This window comes from Bradyrhizobium sp. CER78, from assembly GCF_029846235.1.
Lineage (GTDB): Bacteria > Pseudomonadota > Alphaproteobacteria > Rhizobiales > Xanthobacteraceae > Bradyrhizobium.
This window is the reverse complement of record NZ_JARVWP010000029.1, coordinates 38315-57807: the sequence shown is the minus strand read 5'-3', so window position 1 is coordinate 57807 and position 19493 is coordinate 38315. Positions and strand designations below refer to the sequence as shown.

Sequence of the window (19493 nt, the reverse complement as noted above, 5' to 3'; positions counted from 1 at the left end):
TTCTCCCTGAATAAGGCGCAAGCCCCGATGGTCGGTTTTCCGCTGCTGCTCGTTCCGCTCGCGGTCTACAACATCATCGCCTTCCTGATGCCCGGCGTGTCCTTCACGGACCCGCTGATCAGGCTGACATTGCTGTCGGGCGAAGTGTGGCAGATCACGCTCAGTGACATGCTGCTTGCCGCCGGCGTGCTGCTGTTGCTGCTCGAGGTCATCAAGGGCGCGCGCCCCGGCGCGAAATATCTCACCGACCACCTGCTGTCGCTGATCGTGTTCGGCGCGGCCGCCGCCGAGTTCGTGCTCTGGCCGAAATTCGGCAACTCGACCTATTGCCTGCTCGCGCTGCTTGCGCTGGTCGATTTCACTTCCGGAATTGCGCTGCGCACCCGCCGTCGCGCGGTGGTCGTGCCTGCGGCGCCGGCACCGGCACCGAGCGTCAGCAAATCGCAGCCCGAGGCCCCGCAGCCCGCGCCCGTCGCGCAGCCCGCGCCGCGGCCCGAACCCGCGCCTGTCGCCGCTCCTGCGCCCGCTGCACCGCCGCCGGCCGCGCCCGTTCCTTCCGCGACGTCGGTCGCCGAATCCGTGCTGCTCGATCAGTCCGCGCCGAAGCCGACCATTACCTCGCCGGATTTGCAGCCGGGCGGCCAGCCGCCTTCGGACGGCCCGCAGCGCTAGAGCGTTTCCGGGGGGGAGGTCATGAGCGAAGAAGCGCCCCTTCCGATCGCCGATCCGACGACCACCCGATCGATCTTCGACTGGCTTGAACGGTTCGCCGCCTGCGTCAGGGCGGTCGACTATGCTGCCGCCCGTCCGTTCTGGCATTCGGACATCATCTCGTTCGGCACCTATCAGGAGCTGATCCACGGCCGCGCGCGCTGGACCGAGATGCAATGGGATAACGTCTGGCCCCGCACCGCCGATTTCGCCTTCGATCTCGCGCATACGGAGGTGCTGATCAGCGGCGACGGCGGCATGGCGACGGTGATCACGCCGTGGACCAGCACCGGCTTCCATCCGGACGGCAGCCGCTTCGACCGGCCGGGGCGGGCGACCATCATCCTCGCGCGTCAGGCCGACGGGCGATGGCTCGGCATCCATTCCCACATGTCGCTGCGCCGCGGCGTGCCGCAGGACAGCCACGGCAGCCGGCCGGTCAAGGCCCACTAATCGCGTGATGATTTGCTAGATGATCTGCCGGGTGCGCCGCGCAACGCTGCGGCGTTCGTCGATATGCGGGCCGTAGGCGGTCTGCGCGTCGGCCAATGACCCACGCCGCAGCCCGCGCGTCTGCGGCTCGTGTGCGGCAGTTGCGATCAAATGAGCCAGAAATGAAGGGTCGCCGTGGGGCAACGGGATCTTGGGCGCCCAATGGGTGGTCACGGCCAGCGGCACCAGAGCCGTGCTGGTCACCCCGGCGGTGTCGGTGAACTCGCCGTCGAGGATCTCTGACTGATCGATATCGCGCATCGCCTGCGACCCGTTGGAGCGTCATAGTCTGGGACGTTGCGTCCCTCTGCAACACCCTCATGGCAAGGGTCATGCCCACCATCCCCAGTTCGTTCCGCGGCAGTCGAAAACGTGGTTTCCAGATTATTTATCAACTTCTCCTAGCGTTGGATTCGCCGGAACCACTATCTTGAGAGCGTACAGAATCACCGGGTGCCGTCCCAAATCGAGACATGTTCGATGCCCCCTGTCCCGCCAGCCGCCAGCATCCTCGCCTCGCTCGGCCAAGCGACATTCGCCTGGGACCTGGCGAGCGACGCGATCGCCTGGAGCGACAACGTGGCGACGGTCTTCCCTGATATCCCGGCCGCGGCGCTGGCGAGCGGCAGTGAGCTCGCAAAGCTGATCGAGCCGTCGCGCACCATTCGGGTGGACGCGCTCGGCCAGACCGCGCCGGCGCGGAGCGGAGAGCCGGTGCCTTACCGGATCGAGTATGGCGTACGAGCCGTCACCTCGGCGCCGGTGATCTGGATCGAGGAGACCGGCTGCTGGTTTGCCGGCGCCGACGGCAGGCCGGCGCGCGTGGAAGGCGTCGTCCGCATCAACAATGAACGGCACGCCCGCGACGAACAGCTGTTGAAGCTGTCGCGGCACGATCCGCTGACGGGCGAACTCAACCGCACCCATCTGATCGCCTCGCTCGCCGAGAGCATCGAGGAGTGCGCCCGCTTCCGCACCTCCTGCGCCTTCATGCTGATCGGCATCGATCATCTGGCGCGCGTCAACGATGCGTTCGGCTTCGACGTCGCGGACGCCGTCATCGCCGAGGTCGCGAAGCGAATTCGGGCCCGGCTGCGCAGCGGCGACATGCTCGGCCGCTTCTCCGGCAACAAGTTCGGCCTGATCCTGCGCAACTGCACCGTCGACGACACCAACGTCGCGGCCGAGCGCTTCCTCGCCGCGGTGCGTGACGAGGTGGTGCCGACCAAGTCCGGCCCGGTGTCGGTGACGGCATCGATCGGCGCCGTCACCATCCCGCGCCATGCGAAGTCGGCGGAGGAGGCGGTCAATCGCGCGCAGGAGACGCTGGATGCCGCCAAGAGCCGCCGCGCCGGATCGTTCGCGCTGTGGAAGCCGAATGTCGAGCGCGATGCCCAGCGCCGCGTCAACATCCGCGTCACCGACGAGATCGTCACCGCGCTGAACGAGCGCCGCATCGTGATCGGCTTCGAGCCGGTGGTCGATGCGCGCTCGCGGCAGCCGTCGTTCTACGAGTGCCTGGTCCGCATGGAGCAGGACGACGGCCGCGCGCTGCTGGCGCCCGACATCGTGCCGGTCGCCGAACGGCTCGGCCTGATCCGGCTGGTCGATCATCGCGTGCTGGAGCTTGCAGTCGCCGAGCTCGCTGCAGCTCCCGGCGTGCAGCTCAGCCTCAACATCTCGCCCGACACCACGATGGATCCGGACTGGTGGGCGACCATCGAATCCTTGATGCGCGCGCATCCCGGGGTCGGCGAGCGGCTGATCGTCGAGATCACCGAGACGGTCGCGATCCAGGACATCGACGACGTCCGCGGCTTCGTCACCCGGCTGAAGAATTTCGGCAGCCGGATCGCGATCGACGATTTCGGTGCCGGCTACACCTCGTTCCGCAACCTGCGCAAGCTCGGCGTCGACATCGTCAAAATCGACGGTGCGTTCGTGCAGAACATCGTGCGTTCGGCCGACGACCGCGCCTTCGTGCAGACTCTGATCGATCTCGCGCGGCGGCTTGAGATCAAGACGGTCGCCGAATGGGTGCAGGACGAGGAAGCCGCCGTGATGCTGCGCGAATGGGGCTGCGACTTCATCCAGGGCCGCCTGATCGGCCTCGCCTCGCCGGAGCGGCCGTGGAACGTGCCGGCGGAGAAGGCCGTGCCGGCTGCGGGCTGACCGCCCGCAAAGCGCGCAGCAACGTTGGTGGTCATACCTTGCCGCGTGGCAATCCGGGCTTGCGCGCCTGCAAGACAAGGTGCGCTGGTACGGCTCGATCTGGGGCGCGATGATTGGGCAGCGTCAATGCGACGCCCATGCGACCGCCCGCATGACTGTCCTCAATGCCGACGTCGCGATCAGTCGCGTACGGACCCATTGACATATTAATAAATATTCTTATCATTAGAAGTCTTACGATATAGGGCGGCTATGAGCCGAGGGAGTCCCAAGACGGCTGCAATTCTGGCGTCGCACCGCGTGCCTGCGCATCTGGCTCGCCGGTTTCATCAGCTCTGTCTCGGTGTCACCGCGGAAATCCTCGGCCGCCAGGACCTCACCCCGCTGCAATGGGCGGTCTTGGCTGCCATCTCGGAGGAGCCCGGCAGCGGCCAGCGGCATGTTGCGAAGCGGCTCGGCATCGACGCCGTCACCCTCGGCCAGATCATCGAATTTCTCGAGCAAAAGGCCCTTGTGCAACGGCAGATCGATCCCGATGACCGGCGGGCACGACAGCTTTTCCTCACACGCGACGGCGCGGAGCTGCGCCAAGGCCTGCGCCCCTCCCTGCTTGCCGCACAAGACCGAATTCTGGCGCCGCTGACCCGAACGGAGCGGGCGTCGTTACTGGACATGCTCGCACGCGTTATTGAAGCCAACGAAAGCTACGCCCGGCCAGGCAATGGCCGGCGCAAACCACGCCGCAAATTGGAGTCTCATTCTCACCCCTAGGGAGGCGATCATGGGTCTGTTCCGCCTGCTCTCGATTGCCGTGCTGGCTTGCTGCATTGTCATCGGCCCGACGAGGGCTGCGCAGGCCGAATGGCCGGAACGCACCGTCAAGATCATCGTGCCGTTTCCCCCCGGCAGCGCCAACGATGCGGCGGCACGTATCTTCGCGGACGCGTTGTCGAGGCGCTGGGGCAAGTCGGTCATCATCGAAGATCGGACCGGCGCCGAAGGCACGATCGGAGTTGCGGCTTTCGTCTCGGCGCAGGACGATCACACCTTGCTCTACACGGTGGCTGGTTCAGTGACCGTGGCGCCGCTGCTGATCGACAAGCTTCCTTATGACGTCGAACGCGATCTGCGGCCGATCGCGGCGACCACATCGATCGTTCTCACGCTCGCGGTGAGCAACGACATCGGCGCCAGCACGATTTCAGAGCTGATCGATGGGCTGAAGGCGCAGCCGGGCAAATATGCGTGGACCTCCGGTCCCACGCTGCCGAGATATGTCTTTGCGGCGTTCCTCAAGCGCCGCGGGCTCTCGATGAATTATGTGAGCTATCGCGACGCCGCGCAGCCGCAAGCCGATCTGGGCGAGGGACGGATTCAGGCGTTGGTGACATCGCTGGCGGCTTCCCAATCTCCGGTGCAAACCGGCAAGGCGCGATTTCTGGCGGTGATCAATCCGGTCAGGGCGGCTGCATTGCCGGATGTGAAGACGGCGCGAGAACTCGGCTATCCCGAACTGGAGATCGATGGCCTGGCCGGAATTTTCGGTAGCCGCAGCATGCCGGATGCGCTGAAGGAGCGGATCGCGGCAGATGTTGCCGCAGTCTGCGCAGACACCGAAGTTCGTCGTAAGCTCGAGGCCGCTGGTCTCAACGTCCTTGCAGGAACGGTGGAAGAATTGCGGGCTGGAATCGAGAGACAGCGGGCCTGGCTCGCCGAAGTCGCGCAACTGATCGATATTCGTGACGCGAGATAGCGGACAGGAGCATGGCCATGTCGTCACCGGCAGCACTGACACTCCTCGATCTCATCCAGTCGCATCGCATCACGTCCGCGATCTACGTGGCGGCCAAACTCGGAATCGCCGACATGCTGTTGGACGGCGCGAAGCCGCTTGACGATATTGCAGCATCGACCGGCGCGGACCGGCAGGCGCTGGCGCGCCTCCTTGCTGCCCTGTCGACCATCGGCCTCTGCAAGCGAACCGCGCAGGATCGCTACACCCTGACTGAGACCGGGGCTGCGCTTGCATCGACGGCACGGCCTTCCTGCAAGGCTTGGGCAATCTTCGAAGCCGAGATGCTGCAGCGATCCTGGAGTGGGATGCTGGAGACCATCATGACCGGCAAGACGGCCGCCCAGCTTCGCGGCTTCAACAGCAGTTTCGATATGATGGCCGGCGCGCCAGACCAGGTGCGCATGTTCAATGCCGCGATGGCCGATCTCACCGGCCTCGTCACGGCTGATTTGCTCGAAGCCTACGACTTCGGACGTATCGCCCATCTGATGGACGTCGGAGGTGGTTCAGGCGAACTGATCGGGGCGGTCGCGACGCGATATCCGCAGGTCCGTGGCACGGTGTTCGATCTCGTCCGCTGCGGCGAAGCCGCGAACGCGCATCTGGCCGGATTGGGAATAGCTGATCGTGTCGCGTTTCAGGCGGGAGATTTCTTCGTCTCGGTGCCCGCCGTCGCGGACGCCATCATCCTGAAAAGCGTGATCCACGACTGGGACGACCAGCGAAGTGACGTCATTCTTCGGAATTGCCGGCTCGCGCTTCCGGCAAACGGGAGCTTGTTGCTGGTCGAGCGGATCATGCCGGAGGCGCCGATGCCCTGCGACGCGGACCGGTCCCACGCGTTCAGCGATCTGAATATGCTGCGCGGGCCCGGAGGCCGGGAGCGTACTGAAGCGCAATACCGCGGCCTGCTCATGCAAGCAGGCTTTCGAACCACATCGATCACGCCGATCGGCAGGTTCGCCGTGATCGAAGCCGTTCCCGTGTAGAGCTTCGGTTCTGATCGAAGCAGAACTGCAGCTCCAGGGGCCGGCTTTGGCGCATTTTCCTCGCATGAACCGGCATCCGCTTCGCGCGAAAATGCCGTCGAAGGACCTACTCGTCCTTCTTCGCGGGCTGCGACATGCGCTCGAGGCGTTCCTGCATGTCCTTCATCTGGCGGCGCAGATCGTCGATGTTGCCGTCGTCGGGTGTCGGCTCCGGCACCTTCTCGGTCTCCGTGCCGCCGCGCTGCGGCACGAACGGTTTGAACATCGAGAAGGTCTGCTGGAACAGCTCCATGTTGCGGCGGACCTGTTCTTCCAAGGGCGCAAACGGCGTGCCGCTCAGGGCGCCCGCGATCTGCTTGCGGAATTTCTCCTGTTCCTTGGTCAGCGTCTCGATCGACTGTTCGAGATATTTCGGCACCACCATCTGCATGCTGTCGCCATAGAACCGGATCAGCTGGCGCAGGAACGTGGTCGGCAGCAGGTTCTGTCCGGCCTTGTTCTCCTGCTCGAAGATGATCTGTGCGAGCACGGAGCGGGTGATGTCGTCGCCGGTCTTCGCGTCGTAGACGAGGAAATCCTCGCCTTCCTTCACCATCGCCGCGAGATCCTCGAGCGTCACGTAGGTGCTCGTACCGGTATTATAGAGCCGCCGGTTCGCGTATTTCTTGATCGTGGTCGGTTGTTCAGATTTTGCCATGGGCTCTCACTTCAACACCGAAGAACCTGGAACCCCACGGCATCGCCGCAGGGCAAAATGCAACGCATCGCAGCAAAGGTAAGCATTTTCAAAGCGGTTCGGCTACCGTTTTGTGCTGTGCGGTTAATTCCAAAGCATAGGATTTGCTCATGAATGTGCCAAGGGCGTCATTTTGAGTGCGTCGCGGCGCGATTTGCGCGTCAGCGCGATTGACATGTCCCGACGAGGTTTACAGGATAGTCACCAAGAGACAGGCCCGCCAAACCGGCCGCCCGCCGTCGAGAAACCCAGCTACAACCATAGGAGATGTCCATGTCAGACGATGTCGTCATCGTCAGCGCCGCCCGCACCCCCGTCGGTAGCTTCAACGGCGCGTTCGCCACCACGCCGGCCCACGACCTCGGCGCGATCGCCATCAAGGCGGCGCTGGAGCGTGCCGGTGTCGAGGGTGGTCAGGTCTCCGAAGTCATCATGGGCCAGATCCTGACCGCGGCGCAGGGCCAGAACCCGGCCCGCCAGGCCTCGATCGCGGCCGGCATCCCGGTGGAAAGCCCGGCCTGGGGCGTCAACCAGCTCTGCGGCTCGGGCCTGCGCACGGTGGCGCTTGGCTACCAGGCGCTGCTCAACGGCGACTCGTCGATCGTCGTGGCAGGCGGCCAGGAGTCGATGAGCATGGCCCCGCATGCGCAGTATCTGCGCGGCGGCGTCAAGATGGGCGGCCTCGAGCTGATCGACACCATGATCAAGGACGGCCTGTGGGACGCCTTCAACGGCTACCATATGGGCAACACCGCCGAGAACGTCGCCAAGCAGTACCAGATCACCCGCTCGCAGCAGGATGAGTTCGCGGTCGGGTCGCAGAACAAGGCCGAGGCGGCGCAGAAGGCCGGCAGGTTCAAGGACGAGATCGTTCCGGTCACCATCAAGTCCCGCAAGGGCGATATCGTGGTCGACGCCGACGAGTATCCGCGCCATGGCGCCACGCTCGACGCGATGGCCAAGCTCCGCGCCGCCTTCGAGAAGGACGGCACCGTGACCGCCGGCAACGCCTCGGGCATCAATGACGGCGCCGCCGCCGTCGTGCTGATGACCGCCAAGGAAGCCGCCAAGCAGGGCAAGAAGGTGCTCGCCCGCATCGTCTCGTGGGGCCAGGCCGGCGTCGACCCCAAGATCATGGGTACCGGTCCGATCCCCGCCTCGCGCGCGGCGCTGAAGAAGGCCGGCTGGAACATCGCCGATCTCGACCTGATCGAGGCCAACGAGGCGTTCGCCGCGCAGGCCTGCGCGGTCAACAAGGACCTCGGCTGGGATCCGGCCAAGGTCAACGTCAATGGCGGCGCGATCGCGATCGGCCATCCGGTCGGCGCGTCGGGTGCGCGCGTGCTGGTGACGCTGCTGCACGAGATGCAGAAGCGCGATGCCAAGAAGGGCCTCGCGACGCTGTGCATCGGCGGCGGCATGGGCATCGCTATGTGCGTTGCACGCGACTGAACAAAAGGCAGCGAGGCCGGCTAGGTGATGAAAAGATCATCTGTCAACCACGACGCGAACTGATAGAAAAGATGCCCGGCTTTGCGCCGGGCATTTTTGTTTCGAGAGCATGATCCGGACCCGAAGGGCCGCGTTAGCGCAAAGTGTGAAGCGGTTTTCCGAAAGGATCATGCTCAAAAGGGAGCTGAAGCGCGACGACCCATCGCGCTTCGTTGTGAGTGCGTAGGCCGGAGTTATCCGGTTATAAAAGACGGCCAAGGAGGAAACGGACATGGCACGTGTTGCATTGGTGACGGGCGGAACGCGCGGTATTGGAGCTGCGATCAGCAAGGCGTTGAAAGCGGCGGGCTACAAGGTGGCGGCAAGCTACGCCGGCAATGACGCCGCGGCGGAGAAGTTCAAGGCGGAGAGCGGGATTCCTGTCTACAAGTGGGACGTCTCATCGTTCGACGCCTGCGCGGCCGGCGTGAAGCAGGTCGAGGCGGATCTCGGCCCGGTTGACGTGCTCGTCAACAATGCCGGCATCACCAAGGACACCGCATTCCACAAGATGACGCTCGAGCAGTGGAATGCCGTGATCAACACCAACCTCGGCTCGCTGTTCAACATGACGCGCCAGGTGATCGAGGGCATGCGCGCCCGCAAGTTCGGCCGCGTCATCTCGATCTCCTCGATCAACGGCCAGAAGGGCCAGTTCGGCCAGGTCAACTACTCGGCGGCGAAGGCCGGCGACATCGGCTTCACCAAGGCGCTGGCGCTGGAGAACGCCAAGGGCGGCATCACCGTCAACGTGATCTGCCCGGGCTACATCAACACCGAGATGGTGCAGGCGGTGCCGAAGGACGTGCTCGAGAAGAACGTGATCCCGCAGATTCCGGTCAACCGGCTCGGCGAGCCGGAAGAGATCGCGCGCGCCGTGGTCTTCCTCGCCGCCGACGATGCCGGCTTCATCACCGGCTCGACGCTGACCGTGAACGGCGGCCAGTATCACGCCTGACGCGGGAAGCGTCGTCGCGTCGCAGACGCCCTCAATCAAGTCCAATGCCCGGCCTTGTGCCGGGCATTTTCGTCGCTACAACCGCGGGGCGCGAAGCAAGGACGTGGCTGCACACGGTCCTGCCCGGCCACGACGGATTGAATTGAATGACGACCCGAACTGCCACTCTTGTCGGACTGACCGCCATCCTGATGTGGTCGCTGTTGTCGGTCATGACGGTTGCGACCGGGGTGATCCCGGCCTTCCAGCTCGCCGCCATGACGTTTGCGATCGGCGCTGCGGTCGCGTTCGCAAGCTTCCTGTTGCGTCCGGCCGCCTTCGGCGCGTTGAAGCAGCCGCTGGTCGCCTGGGTCGTCGGCGTCGGCGGGCTGTTCGGCTATCACGCGCTGTATTTCCTGGCGCTGCGTTTCGCGCCGCCGGCCGAGGCCGGCCTGCTCAATTATCTCTGGCCGCTGCTGATCGTGCTGTTCTCCTCGCTGCTGCCGGGCGAGCGGCTTGCGATCCATCACATCGTCGGCGCACTGCTTGGCCTTGCCGGCACCGTGCTGCTGTTCGCCGGCAATACCGGCGCCTTCACGAGTGCGCAGATTCCAGGCTTTGTGGCGGCGTTTGTCGCGGCGTTCGTCTGGGCGGCCTATTCGGTGATGTCGCGGCGGCTCAAGGCGGTGCCCACAGATGCGGTGGCGGGCTTCTGCCTTGCGACGGCGGTGCTCGCAGCAGCCGTGCACATGATGGTGGAGACCACGGTATGGCCCGCGACACCGCTGCAATGGCTCGCCGTCGTGGCGCTCGGCATTGGTCCGGTGGGCGCTGCGTTCTTTGCCTGGGACATCGGCATGAAGCGCGGCGACATCCGCGTGCTCGGCGCCGCATCCTACGCTACGCCGCTGCTTTCGACCGCGTTCCTGATTGCAGCGGGCTTTGCCAAGCCGAGCGCCAACATCGCGATCGCCGCGATCCTGATCGCCGGCGGCGGGCTGATCGCGGCGAAAGACATGGTGTTGAGGAAGTAGGGCAGGCAAAGCGAAGCCTGTTGCACCGTCACCCTGAGGAGGCCGCAAGGCGGCCGTCTCGAAGGGTCGACGGCCCGTCTGTGGCCGATTCATCCTTCGAGGCTCGCCCAGCGGCGCAATTGCGCCGCAAGGCTCGCACCTCCAGCGACAAAGGCTTAGCCTTTGCGCGGGGATGACGGACTAAGCCGGCTCCCAGCCCCTCGGTGCCAGCTCGAACTTCGCGAACTCGAACCCCGGCGCGACGGTGCAGCCGACCAGCGTCCAGTCGCCGCTGCTTTCCGCGGCCTGCCAGGCGCCCGCCGGCACGATCGCCTGTGGTTGTTCGCCGCGCGCGATATCGCCCCCGAGCGTGATCGATTGCTGTGAGCCGCCGTCCTGTGCAATCCGCAGGGTCAGCGGCGCGCCGGCGTAATAGTGCCACATCTCGACCGCGTCGATGCGGTGCCAGTGCGAGCGCTCGCCGCGCGCGAGCAGGAAATAGATCGCGGTCGAATGCGCGCGTCCGTCGGCGTCAGTGCGCTCGTCGCGAAACGTCTCGCGATAATGCCCGCCTTCGGGATGCGGCTTGAGCGCGAGCCGCGCGATGATGTCGGCAGCCGAGAGGTCGGCCGTCACGACTTGTTCTTGCGCTCGCGGAGCTCGCCGAACACCAGCGCCGGGTCGGCGCCCTTCATGTGCAGCTTGGCTGCGACCGCAGGTTCGTCGGCGCGCAGGAACACGTTGGCCTTCTTCTCGTCGCCGAGCAGCACGGGGATCGTCGGCTTGTTCTCGGCGCGCAGCTTCGTGACTTCCTCGGCACGCGCCTGCAGATGCGGATTGTTGGCCTCGATGGTGAGCGCGAATTTCACGTTGGAGGCGGTGTATTCATGGCCGCAATACAGCCGGAAATCGTCCGGCAGCGAACGCAGCTTCAAAAGCGAATCCCACATCATCGGATAAGTGCCTTCGAACACCCGGCCGCAGCCGATCGAGAACAGCGTGTCGGCGGCGAACACCGCCTTCTCGCTGTCGAATACGTAGGAGATGTGGTCGAGCGTATGGCCGGGCGTTTCCACCACGCGCGCGAGCAGGCTGCCGACCTTGATGACGTCGGCATTGGCGGCGCGCAGATCGACATTGGCGATCTTCGCCGACTGGTCGTGCGGGGCGACGACGCGACAGCCGTATTTCTGCTTCAGCTCGGCGACGCCGCCGACATGGTCGCCATGGTGATGGGTGATCAGGATGTCGGTCAGCGTCCAGCCTTCGCGCTCAAGCGCCTTGATGATCGGGCCGGCCTCCGGCGCGTCGATCGATGCGGTCGCCTTGGTGGCGGGATCGTGGATCAGGTACCCGAAATTGTCGGTGAGGCAGCTGAAGGTGCGAATTTCGGCGGTCATGATATCTCCACGAACAAACGGGACGGGCATTTCAGAGCATGATCTTTTCGAAAAACCGGTGGCCACTTTTTCGGATCATGCTCTTAACGCGCCCAATATAGGTGTGAAATATGGCGTTAACGCTCCGGCGGCAACGCAAATTTCCGCGCACCCCGGCGGCAGGGGGCATGGTAGGCTAGCGATCATGGACGTCATCGACCTCCGCGACTTCTATTCGCAGCGCCTCGGCATCGTGGCGCGGCAGCTGATCAACCGCGGCATCCGTGCACGGTGGCCGAATGCGGAAGGCCAGCGCGTGCTCGGGCTCGGCTATCCGACGCCTTATCTCGGCCTGTTCCGCGATACCTGCGAGCGCTGCATTGCCTTCATGCCGGCGGCCCAGGGCGTGCTGAAATGGCCGACCGGCCGGCCTGCGCTGGCGACCCTGATCGATGAATTCTCGATGCCGCTGCCGGATGCCGCGGTCGATCGCGTGCTGATGGTGCATGCGCTGGAGATGTCCGACGATCCCGAGCGGCTGCTGCGCGAGGTGTGGCGGGTGCTGTCGCCGTCGGGGCGGCTGATCGCGATCATCCCGAACCGCCGCGGCGTCTGGACGCGCACCGATGCCACGCCGTTCGGTCACGGCCGGCCCTATTCGCGGGCGCAGATCACCCAGCTGTTGCGGCAGACCTGGTTCACGCCGGCGTCATGGGGTGAGGCGCTGTTCATGCCGCCGGTGCAGGGCAGCTGGTTCCTGCGCTCGGCAATGGCGTGGGAGCGCGTCGGCGCGGCGCTGTCGATGCCGTTCGCCGGCGTGCATATCGTGGAAGCGAGCAAGCAGGTCTATCGCGCGATCCCGGCGCGCCGCGAGCGCACGCAGCTGATCCCGTCGTTGCGGCCGGTGCTGGTGCCGTCCTCGACCGCGACGCGCAAATCCAGTCACTCGGAATTGTAAGACGACGCAGCCGTGACACCGATCGTTCACCCTCCCCTGGAGGGGGAGGGCCGTTGCGCATGAAGCGCAGCGGAATGCGTAACGGGGTGGGGTGACAGTCTCTCCGATCGGGCGCTGCCCATGTTGAGAGATCACCCCACCCCGTCTCACATTTCGCTGCGCTCATGTGAGCCTCCCCCTCCAGGGGAGGGTGGCTGCGCGGTGCGTTACTCGTTGCCAGGATTGAAGTCGTCGCCGCTCGGCGCGGGCTGCGCTGCCATGTCGGGGCGCGGACCGTGCGGACGGCGGCGGCGGCGCGGGAAACGCTCGCTGCGCTCGCCGCGTTCGGCAGCACCGCCATTGTTGCCTTCATAGGCGCCACCGTTGACCTGCGGCTGCGCGCCGCCGGTGATGAACGAGGGCAGGCGATCGACGCCGCCGGCATCGGCCATCGCGGGCTGTGGCTGGTTCTGCGGTTGCGGCTGATATTGCGGCTGCGGACGATGCTCGCGTTCGCGGTGTTCACGCGGCTGCTGCTGGTCACGCTCGCGGTGCTCGCGCGGCTGCTGCTGCTGCTCGCGCTGGTACGGCTGCTGGCCGTTGTCGCGCATGAAGGGCTGCTGCTGCGGCACGAAGCCCGGCTCCTGGCCGAAGCTCGAGTAACCGTCGCTGTCGTCGTCGCCGTCTTCGGTCGCGACCGGCTCGGCGTCGGGGCGCGGCTGCTGCTGATTCTGCCGGAACTGCTCCTGCGCGGCCGCGATGATCCGGTAGTAGTGCTCGGCGTGCTGGTAGTAGTTTTCGGCTGCCACCGGATCGCCGGAGGAGCGTGCATCGCGCGCGAGCTGGACGTATTTCTCGGCAACGTGAGAGGCCGTGCCGCGGATTTTGATGTCGGGTCCGTTCGATTCGTACACCCGTGTCAGGGGATTCTGGCCGCGCCGGTTATTGTTGTTATTATTGTTGTTGTTATTCCGATTGCGCATCCGCTTGTTGTTCTGACCGTTTCTCATCTGTCGCCTTTAATTCCAGCCCTGAAGTTATTGCAGTCCACAGTCCGATTTCTCAGAAGTCCGAATTCCCAGAAGTCAGATACTCAGAAGTCCGATTCGGCGCGCACCGAGGCGCACGGAATCGCGATACCGTTCGAAGTGGCTTCGATGTCGCTGACCATCTCGTTCAGCAAAGTCGCGTTCAGCAAATACGCGTTCCCCAACCGCCGGCAGATCGCGCCAGCGACCAAATCATTCCGCCCGTTGAGACAGGCCCAGTTCTCGTGCGTAAGTCTTCAAGCGCAATAACAGGCTTTCGTTCGCTTGGCGGTCAGAGCAGCACAGCTTCGGCTATTGCGCTCAATGAGACCTGCGTTCCTGGAACCTTTCGATCGGCGGGCTCTGCTGAACCCTGGTCATCACCCGTAACGGTTTACGGGGCCAGCACCGATGTTGTGCCCGGAACGTAGTCGTTCCCCGGGGATATTCCAAGAGGTTTTTTTGCGTTCCAATAGGACTTTATCGGGGCAGCCGGCGGGCTGAAACGGCCCTCGGAACGTTCCCAAGATCGGCCTTGGGCGGCCCCGTTGGGGATAACCCGGAAGCCGTCATCAGCGCTTCAACGTCGCCGCTTTGGCCCTGTCCGACTTCCACAACCAGAAATCCACCTGATGTCAAAAGACGCGCAGATTGCGAAATCAGCGCGCGGTAGGCGTCGAGCCCGTCGGCACCGCCGTCGAGCGCCGCGCGCGGATCGTGTGCGCGCACCTCGATGTCGAGACCGGCGATGTCGGCCGAGGGGATGTAGGGCGGATTGGACACGATCAGGTCGAACGCGCCAGTCAATCCGCTGGCATAGTCGCACTGGATCCAAGTGGTGCGATCCGCGAGCCCGAGCTCTGTGGCGTTCCGGCTCGCGGTCTCAAGCGCCTCCGCCGAGATGTCGGTGGCGAAGCCATGCGCGTGGCGCAGTTCCGAGAGCAGCGCCAGCAGGATCGCGCCGGAGCCGGTGCCGAGATCGGCGATCCGCAATGCGCGGTCGGTCGCACCATCGGCCCGCAGCAATTCGAGCGCGCGCTCGACCACGGTCTCGGTGTCGGGACGCGGCACCAGCGTCGCAGCGGAGAGCTGCAACGGCAGTCCCCAAAACTCCTTGATGCCGAGGATGCGCGCGACCGGTTCTCCGGCGATGCGGCGCCGCGCGAGGTTCTCGATGCGGTCCGCTTCGTCTTGCGTCAGCGTGCGCCTGGCGCCGGTGACCATTCCAGTCAGATCGAGCCCCAGCGCGGCGCCGACCAGCAGCCGCGCGTCGAGCTCGGCATCGTCACCGCTGACGTCCCTGAGGCGCGCGGCGAGCGCGCGCCGGGCGCTCTCGACGGTCTGGCTGCCATGTTCAGCTGCGGTGCTCATTGCGCGTTGTTAGCCGATGGTCGATGCGGCGTCGATATGGCTTGCGCCGCGCGTTGCCCGCGTGCACGAAGCCTCAACGCATCGATCCGGAACGCGCGGCCATGAGTTCGAACTTCGATCACTTGCCGCAGTCGTGAGGTCGCTCAGTCCAGTCCCGCTCCGCGACCAACCGGTGAAACAAGCGTGCAAAGGCTGCCGGTAGGATGGTCCGTTAGGCTTGGGCTTGATAGCGTCGCGCGGCTTCCGCGATCCGGCGGAGCGAGTCGGCAACGGGACGACGGAATGCCTCCATCAAAGCAGCGGCGAGCATCTACCGCGCCCGCAAAGCGCAGCAAAGCGGCTGCGACGATCGACTACGCGGCGCTGGCCCGGTTCCGCTACCAGCTGCGCAGCTTTCTCGGGTTCAGCGAGGAGGCGGCGCAGGCGGCGGGCTTGACCCCGCAGCAGCATCAGGCGCTGCTCGCCATCAAGGGATTTTCCGGAACGGAGCCGACCACGGTCGGCGACATCGCCCGCTATCTCTTGATCCGCCATCACACCGCGGTCGAGCTGGTCAACCGGATGACCAAGCTCGGCTTGCTGATGCGCGCCGTCGATGCCGCCGACGGCCGGCGTGTCCTGGTGACGTTGACGGCGCAGGGCGAGCGCAAGCTGCAGGCGCTGTCAAAGATTCATCTCGAGGAGCTGACCACGGCAGGCCCAGCCCTCGGCAAGATCCTGCGTCACTTCAGGCAGTCGCAAAAGAAGTAGCGCATGATCCGGAAAAGTGTGCGGCAGTTTTCCTCGCGACAAACGCGTCGCGTTTGCACGGAGATCATGCGCAAATTGAAATCTTATGCCGCCGCGCCCTGTGCCGCGAGCTGCGCGGCCTGGTGCTCGGTGGTCAGCGCATCGATCAGTTCGCCGAGTGCCTCGCCCGCGACCACCTGCGGCAGCTTGTAGAGCGTCAGGTTGATGCGGTGGTCGGTGACTCGCCCTTGCGGGAAATTATAGGTTCGGATGCGCTCGGAGCGGTCGCCGGAGCCGACCTTCTCCTTGCGGTCGGCGGAGCGCGCGGCCTCGACGCGCTGGCGCTCGGCGTCATAGATGCGCGAGCGCAGGATGTTCATCGCCGACGCCCGGTTTTTGTGCTGCGAGCGGCTGTCCTGCATCATGACAACGATGCCGGTCGGCAGATGGGTGATGCGGATCGCGGACTCGGTCTTGTTGACGTGCTGACCGCCGGCGCCGCCGGCGCGCATGGTTTCGATCCGCAAATCCGTGTCCTTGATGTCGACGTCGACGTCCTCGACTTCGGGCAGCACGGCGACGGTCGCGGCCGAGGTGTGGATGCGGCCCTGCGTCTCGGTGTCGGGCACGCGCTGTACGCGGTGCACGCCGGACTCGAATTTCAGCTTGGCGAAGGCGCCGCGGCCCTGCACCTCGGCGATGATTTCCTTGTAGCCGCCGACAGTGCCCTCGCTCGCCGAGATCACCTCGACCTTCCAGCCCTGCAGGGCCGCGAAGCGCTCATACATCCGGAACAGGTCGCCGGCGAACAGCGAGGCTTCGTCGCCGCCGGTGCCGGCGCGGATTTCCAGCATCACGTTGCGATCGTCCATCGCATCCTTCGGCAGCAGCGCGATCCGGATCTGCTGCTCGAGCTCGCCGATGCGCGCCTGCAACGTCTCTAGCTCGGTTTCCGCCATGCTGCGCATCTCGGGATCGGTCCCCGCGTCCGCCAGCAACGCCTCGGTGTCGGCGAGTTCGGTGCGCGCAGAGCGATAGAGCTTCACCGCGTCGATCAGCGGATTGAGCTCGGCGAGTTCGCGCGTGATCGCAACGTAGCGATCGGACTTCACCTCGCCGAGCAGCTCGGCCTCGAGCGAGGCGTGATGGGCGAGCAGGACGTCGAGTTTGGCTTCGGGTAGCATGGCGGTATCTCGAATTTGCTGAAGGCGCGAAGGGTGGCGGAAGCGACGGCAGCGTCGCTACAAGGCCAGCCCCTCGGTTTCCGCAAACTTCGTCAGCGCCTCGCGGATCGAGACGCTGCCGACCGGCGCGTCCAGCAGCGGATTGATCATCGCCTCCGCCTTCCTGGCGTCGAGGTCGAGGATCATCGCCTTGACCGGGCCATGCGCGGTCGCCGACAGCGACAGCGAGCGATAGCCGAGCGCAATCAGCGCCAGCGCGCCGATCGGCTTCGACGCCATCTCGCCGCACAGCGAGGCGGCCTTCTTCGCGCTCTTGGCCTTGCGCACGATGTCGCGCAGCGCGCGCAGGATCGGCGCCGACAGGATGTCGAAGCGCTCGGAGACCTTGGCATTGCCGCGGTCGACCGCGAACAGGAACTGGAACAGGTCGTTGGAGCCGACCGAGACGAAGTCGACCTTCTTCAGCAGCTCGTCGAGCTGGTAGAGCAGCGCCGGCACCTCGACCATGGTGCCGATATCGATCCGCTCGGGCAACGAATGGCCGTGCTGGCGCAGATAGGTCAGTTCGCGCTCGACGATCGCCTTGGCCTGGTCGAACTCGGCGACGTCTGAGATCATCGGGAACATGATCTTCAACGCGCGGCCGCCGCCGGCGCGCAGCAGCGCGCGGATCTGGCCGCGCAGCAGGCCGGGACGGTCGAGGCCGAGCCGGATCGCGCGCCAGCCGAGCGCGGGATTTTCCTCGACCACGGTCTCCATATAGGGCAGCGCCTTGTCGCCGCCGATGTCGAGCGTGCGGAAGGTGACGGGCTTGCTGCCGGCGGCATCGAGCACGGTTCGATACAGCGCGAGCTGGTCGCTCGAGCGCGGCAGGTTCGGGCTCACCATGAACTGCAATTCGGTGCGGAACAGGCCGATGCCGGCGCTGCCGGTGTCGTCGATATGCGGCAGGTCGATGGTCAGGCCGGCATTGATCAGCAGCTCGATCGGCTGGCCGTCCTTGGTCACGCAGGCCTTGTCGCGCAGCGCCGAATATTGCGCCTGCCGCCGCGCCCGGAACCGGACGCGCTCGGCATAGGCGGATTCGATCTCGGTCGAGGGGCGGACATAGATCTCGCCGGAGATGCCGTCGACGATGATGGCATCGCCGGGATCGGCGATGCCGGGCGCGTTCGGCACCTCGCCGACCGCGGGAATGCCGAGCGCGCGGGCCACGATCGAGACGTGGGAGTTCGCGGTGCCTTCCTCCAGCACCAGGCCGCGCAGCCGCTTGCGGTCATAGTCGAGCAGCGCCGCGGGGCCCATCGCGCGGGCGATCAGGATGGCGTTGTCGGGCAGCTGCTCGCGCGACGGCGCATGGTCCTGGCCGACCAGTTGCCGCATCAGGCGATGGCCGAGATCCTCGAGGTCGTGCAACCGGTCGCGCAGATACGGATCGGTCGAGCGCAGCATGCGCGCGCGGGTGTCGGACTGCACGCGCTCGACGGCGGCTTCCGCGGTGAGGCCGGTGGCGACCGCCTCATGCAGCTTGTGCGACCAGCCCTGGTCGTTGGCGAACATGCGGTAGGCTTCGAGCACCTCGCGGTGCTCGCCGCCGTCGGCGACGTCGCCGCGCTCCAGCATGCGGTCGAGGTCGGCGCGCAGATTGGCGAGCGCGGTGTCGAGCCGCTTGACCTCCTTCGGCAGGTCCTCGGCGATATAGTTGGTGATGACGACGCGCGGCTCGTGCAGCACGACATGGCCGAGCGCGATGCCGTCGGAGAGCACTGCACCGGTCTTGTGCAGCGAGTGTCGCGCGGCGGGCTCGGCGCCGGGCTGCGCCAGCGCGGCAAGCTCGCCGGAGGCGATCATCTCCGCCAGCACCATGGCGGTGGTCTGCAGCGCCTCGACCTCTTCCTCGACATAGGTGCGCTTGGCGCGGTTCTGCACCACGAGCACGCCGAGCGTGTTGCCGGCGCGCAGGATCGGCACGCCGAGGAACGAGTGGTAGGCCTCTTCGCCGGTCTCCGGGCGGTAGGCGAAGGCCGGATGGCTTTGCGCGTCGGACAGATTGAGCGGCGTCGCCTCGCTGGCGACGAGGCCGACCAGGCCTTCATGCGCGCTCAGCACGGTACGGTGCACGGCGTCGCGGTTCAGACCTTCGGTGGCGTAGAGTTCGAGGGTGTTGTCGATGCGCAGCACGTAGCAGGAGCAGACCTCGGCCACCATGTTGGCCGCGATCAGCACCACGATCTTGTCGAGGCGCTCCTGGGCGGAGACTTGCTCCGCCATGGTTTCGCGGAGCCGTCTCAACAGGATGCGTGGGCCTCCCGACGCGCTCCGCATGTGCTTCAGTCCCTCCCCACGAGGCTAGCGCACCGGGCCGGCCGGCCGCTGGCGCAAAACTCGTCAAAAACAACAATTTTAGTCATTCGGCGTGCCGCTCGCGCCAGTTCCCGCCGATTCGCGGTCACTAAAACTGTGCCACAGTTTGCGACAGCCTACCTGACTGGCCGTATAGCCAATCGAGGCTGGCTTTGCCAAGCAAAA

19 protein-coding genes are annotated in these 19493 nt (G+C 65.4%); 11 read left to right on the top strand and 8 right to left on the bottom strand.

The window, feature by feature from the left end; genetic code table 11:
* Nucleotides 1–27: 27 nt before the first annotated feature.
* Both QDT69_RS35670 and QDT69_RS35665 read left to right on the top strand, forming a co-directional pair.
* A complete protein-coding gene (locus QDT69_RS35670; RefSeq protein WP_279711144.1) occupies nt 28–672 on the top strand; it encodes a hypothetical protein in 645 nt (214 codons plus the stop codon).
* Between the two features lie 21 nt (nt 673–693).
* Nucleotides 694–1164 (top strand): nuclear transport factor 2 family protein, encoded by a 471-nt coding sequence (locus QDT69_RS35665; RefSeq protein ID WP_279711143.1) that lies wholly within the window; start codon nt 694–696, stop codon nt 1162–1164.
* Between the two features lie 15 nt (nt 1165–1179).
* Here QDT69_RS35665 and QDT69_RS35660 read toward each other — a convergent pair whose 3' ends face one another.
* Nucleotides 1180–1464 carry a hypothetical protein gene (locus QDT69_RS35660; RefSeq protein ID WP_279711142.1) on the bottom strand — a complete coding sequence of 95 codons (285 nt, stop codon included), beginning with the start codon at nt 1462–1464 and terminating at the stop codon, nt 1180–1182.
* A 219-nt stretch (nt 1465–1683) separates the two neighbouring features.
* Between QDT69_RS35660 and QDT69_RS35655 the strand changes: the two genes are divergently transcribed.
* The 4 genes from QDT69_RS35655 to QDT69_RS35640 all read left to right on the top strand — a co-directional run bounded on the left by QDT69_RS35655 (nt 1684) and on the right by QDT69_RS35640 (nt 6159).
* On the top strand, nt 1684–3375 hold the full coding sequence (locus QDT69_RS35655) for a bifunctional diguanylate cyclase/phosphodiesterase (protein WP_279711141.1): 1692 nt from the start codon (nt 1684–1686) through the stop codon (nt 3373–3375).
* 300 nt (nt 3376–3675) lie between these two features.
* Nucleotides 3676–4146 (top strand): MarR family transcriptional regulator, encoded by a 471-nt coding sequence (locus QDT69_RS35650; RefSeq protein ID WP_279711140.1) that lies wholly within the window; start codon nt 3676–3678, stop codon nt 4144–4146.
* Nucleotides 4147–4156: 10 nt separating this feature from the next.
* Nucleotides 4157–5128, top strand: coding sequence for a tripartite tricarboxylate transporter substrate binding protein (locus QDT69_RS35645; protein WP_279711139.1), 972 nt, complete (start codon nt 4157–4159; stop codon nt 5126–5128).
* Nucleotides 5129–5145: 17 nt separating this feature from the next.
* Nucleotides 5146–6159, top strand: coding sequence for a methyltransferase (locus QDT69_RS35640; RefSeq protein ID WP_279711138.1), 1014 nt, complete (start codon nt 5146–5148; stop codon nt 6157–6159).
* A 106-nt stretch (nt 6160–6265) separates the two neighbouring features.
* On the opposite strand, the gene phaR is transcribed toward QDT69_RS35640, so the two are convergent.
* The gene (gene phaR / locus QDT69_RS35635; protein WP_050404779.1) at nt 6266–6856 is read right to left on the bottom strand and encodes a polyhydroxyalkanoate synthesis repressor PhaR; all 591 of its coding nucleotides are present in this window, start codon (nt 6854–6856) and stop codon (nt 6266–6268) included.
* Nucleotides 6857–7168: 312 nt separating this feature from the next.
* On the opposite strand from phaR, the gene QDT69_RS35630 reads away from it, so the two are divergent.
* The 3 genes from QDT69_RS35630 (at nt 7169) to QDT69_RS35620 (ending at nt 10357) form a co-directional block, all read left to right on the top strand.
* Nucleotides 7169–8347, top strand: coding sequence for an acetyl-CoA C-acetyltransferase (locus tag QDT69_RS35630; RefSeq protein ID WP_050425846.1), 1179 nt, complete (start codon nt 7169–7171; stop codon nt 8345–8347).
* Nucleotides 8348–8618: 271 nt separating this feature from the next.
* Nucleotides 8619–9344 (top strand): acetoacetyl-CoA reductase, encoded by a 726-nt coding sequence (phbB, locus tag QDT69_RS35625; protein ID WP_050425845.1) that lies wholly within the window; start codon nt 8619–8621, stop codon nt 9342–9344.
* A 146-nt stretch (nt 9345–9490) separates the two neighbouring features.
* On the top strand, nt 9491–10357 hold the full coding sequence (locus QDT69_RS35620) for an EamA family transporter (RefSeq protein WP_279711137.1): 867 nt from the start codon (nt 9491–9493) through the stop codon (nt 10355–10357).
* Between the two features lie 180 nt (nt 10358–10537).
* Here QDT69_RS35620 and QDT69_RS35615 read toward each other — a convergent pair whose 3' ends face one another.
* Together QDT69_RS35615 and gloB are read right to left on the bottom strand one after the other, a co-directional pair.
* Nucleotides 10538–10972 (bottom strand): cupin domain-containing protein, encoded by a 435-nt coding sequence (locus QDT69_RS35615; RefSeq protein WP_279711136.1) that lies wholly within the window; start codon nt 10970–10972, stop codon nt 10538–10540.
* A complete protein-coding gene (gene gloB, locus QDT69_RS35610; protein WP_279711135.1) occupies nt 10969–11736 on the bottom strand; it encodes a hydroxyacylglutathione hydrolase in 768 nt (255 codons plus the stop codon). Before gloB ends, QDT69_RS35615 begins: the two co-directional genes overlap by 4 nt.
* A 184-nt stretch (nt 11737–11920) precedes the next feature.
* On the opposite strand from gloB, the gene QDT69_RS35605 reads away from it, so the two are divergent.
* Nucleotides 11921–12673, top strand: a complete 753-nt coding sequence (locus tag QDT69_RS35605) for a class I SAM-dependent methyltransferase (protein ID WP_279711134.1) — start codon at nt 11921–11923, stop codon at nt 12671–12673.
* Between the two features lie 206 nt (nt 12674–12879).
* Here the strand turns inward: QDT69_RS35605 and QDT69_RS35600 are convergent, their stop codons facing one another.
* Both QDT69_RS35600 and prmC read right to left on the bottom strand, forming a co-directional pair.
* Nucleotides 12880–13662 carry a DUF4167 domain-containing protein gene (locus QDT69_RS35600; protein WP_279711133.1) on the bottom strand — a complete coding sequence of 261 codons (783 nt, stop codon included), beginning with the start codon at nt 13660–13662 and terminating at the stop codon, nt 12880–12882.
* Nucleotides 13663–14160: 498 nt separating this feature from the next.
* A complete protein-coding gene (prmC, locus tag QDT69_RS35595) occupies nt 14161–15051 on the bottom strand; it encodes a peptide chain release factor N(5)-glutamine methyltransferase (RefSeq protein WP_279711132.1) in 891 nt (296 codons plus the stop codon).
* Between the two features lie 282 nt (nt 15052–15333).
* Here prmC and QDT69_RS35590 point away from each other — a divergent pair, with 282 nt between their 5' ends.
* Nucleotides 15334–15801, top strand: coding sequence for a helix-turn-helix domain-containing protein (locus QDT69_RS35590; RefSeq protein ID WP_279711131.1), 468 nt, complete (start codon nt 15334–15336; stop codon nt 15799–15801).
* A gap of 83 nt (nt 15802–15884) precedes the next feature.
* Here QDT69_RS35590 and prfA read toward each other — a convergent pair whose 3' ends face one another.
* Together prfA and ptsP are read right to left on the bottom strand one after the other, a co-directional pair.
* Nucleotides 15885–16964, bottom strand: coding sequence for a peptide chain release factor 1 (prfA, locus tag QDT69_RS35585; RefSeq protein WP_279711130.1), 1080 nt, complete (start codon nt 16962–16964; stop codon nt 15885–15887).
* Between the two features lie 57 nt (nt 16965–17021).
* A complete protein-coding gene (gene ptsP / locus QDT69_RS35580) occupies nt 17022–19289 on the bottom strand; it encodes a phosphoenolpyruvate--protein phosphotransferase (RefSeq protein ID WP_279711129.1) in 2268 nt (755 codons plus the stop codon).
* Nucleotides 19290–19493: the final 204 nt, after the last annotated feature.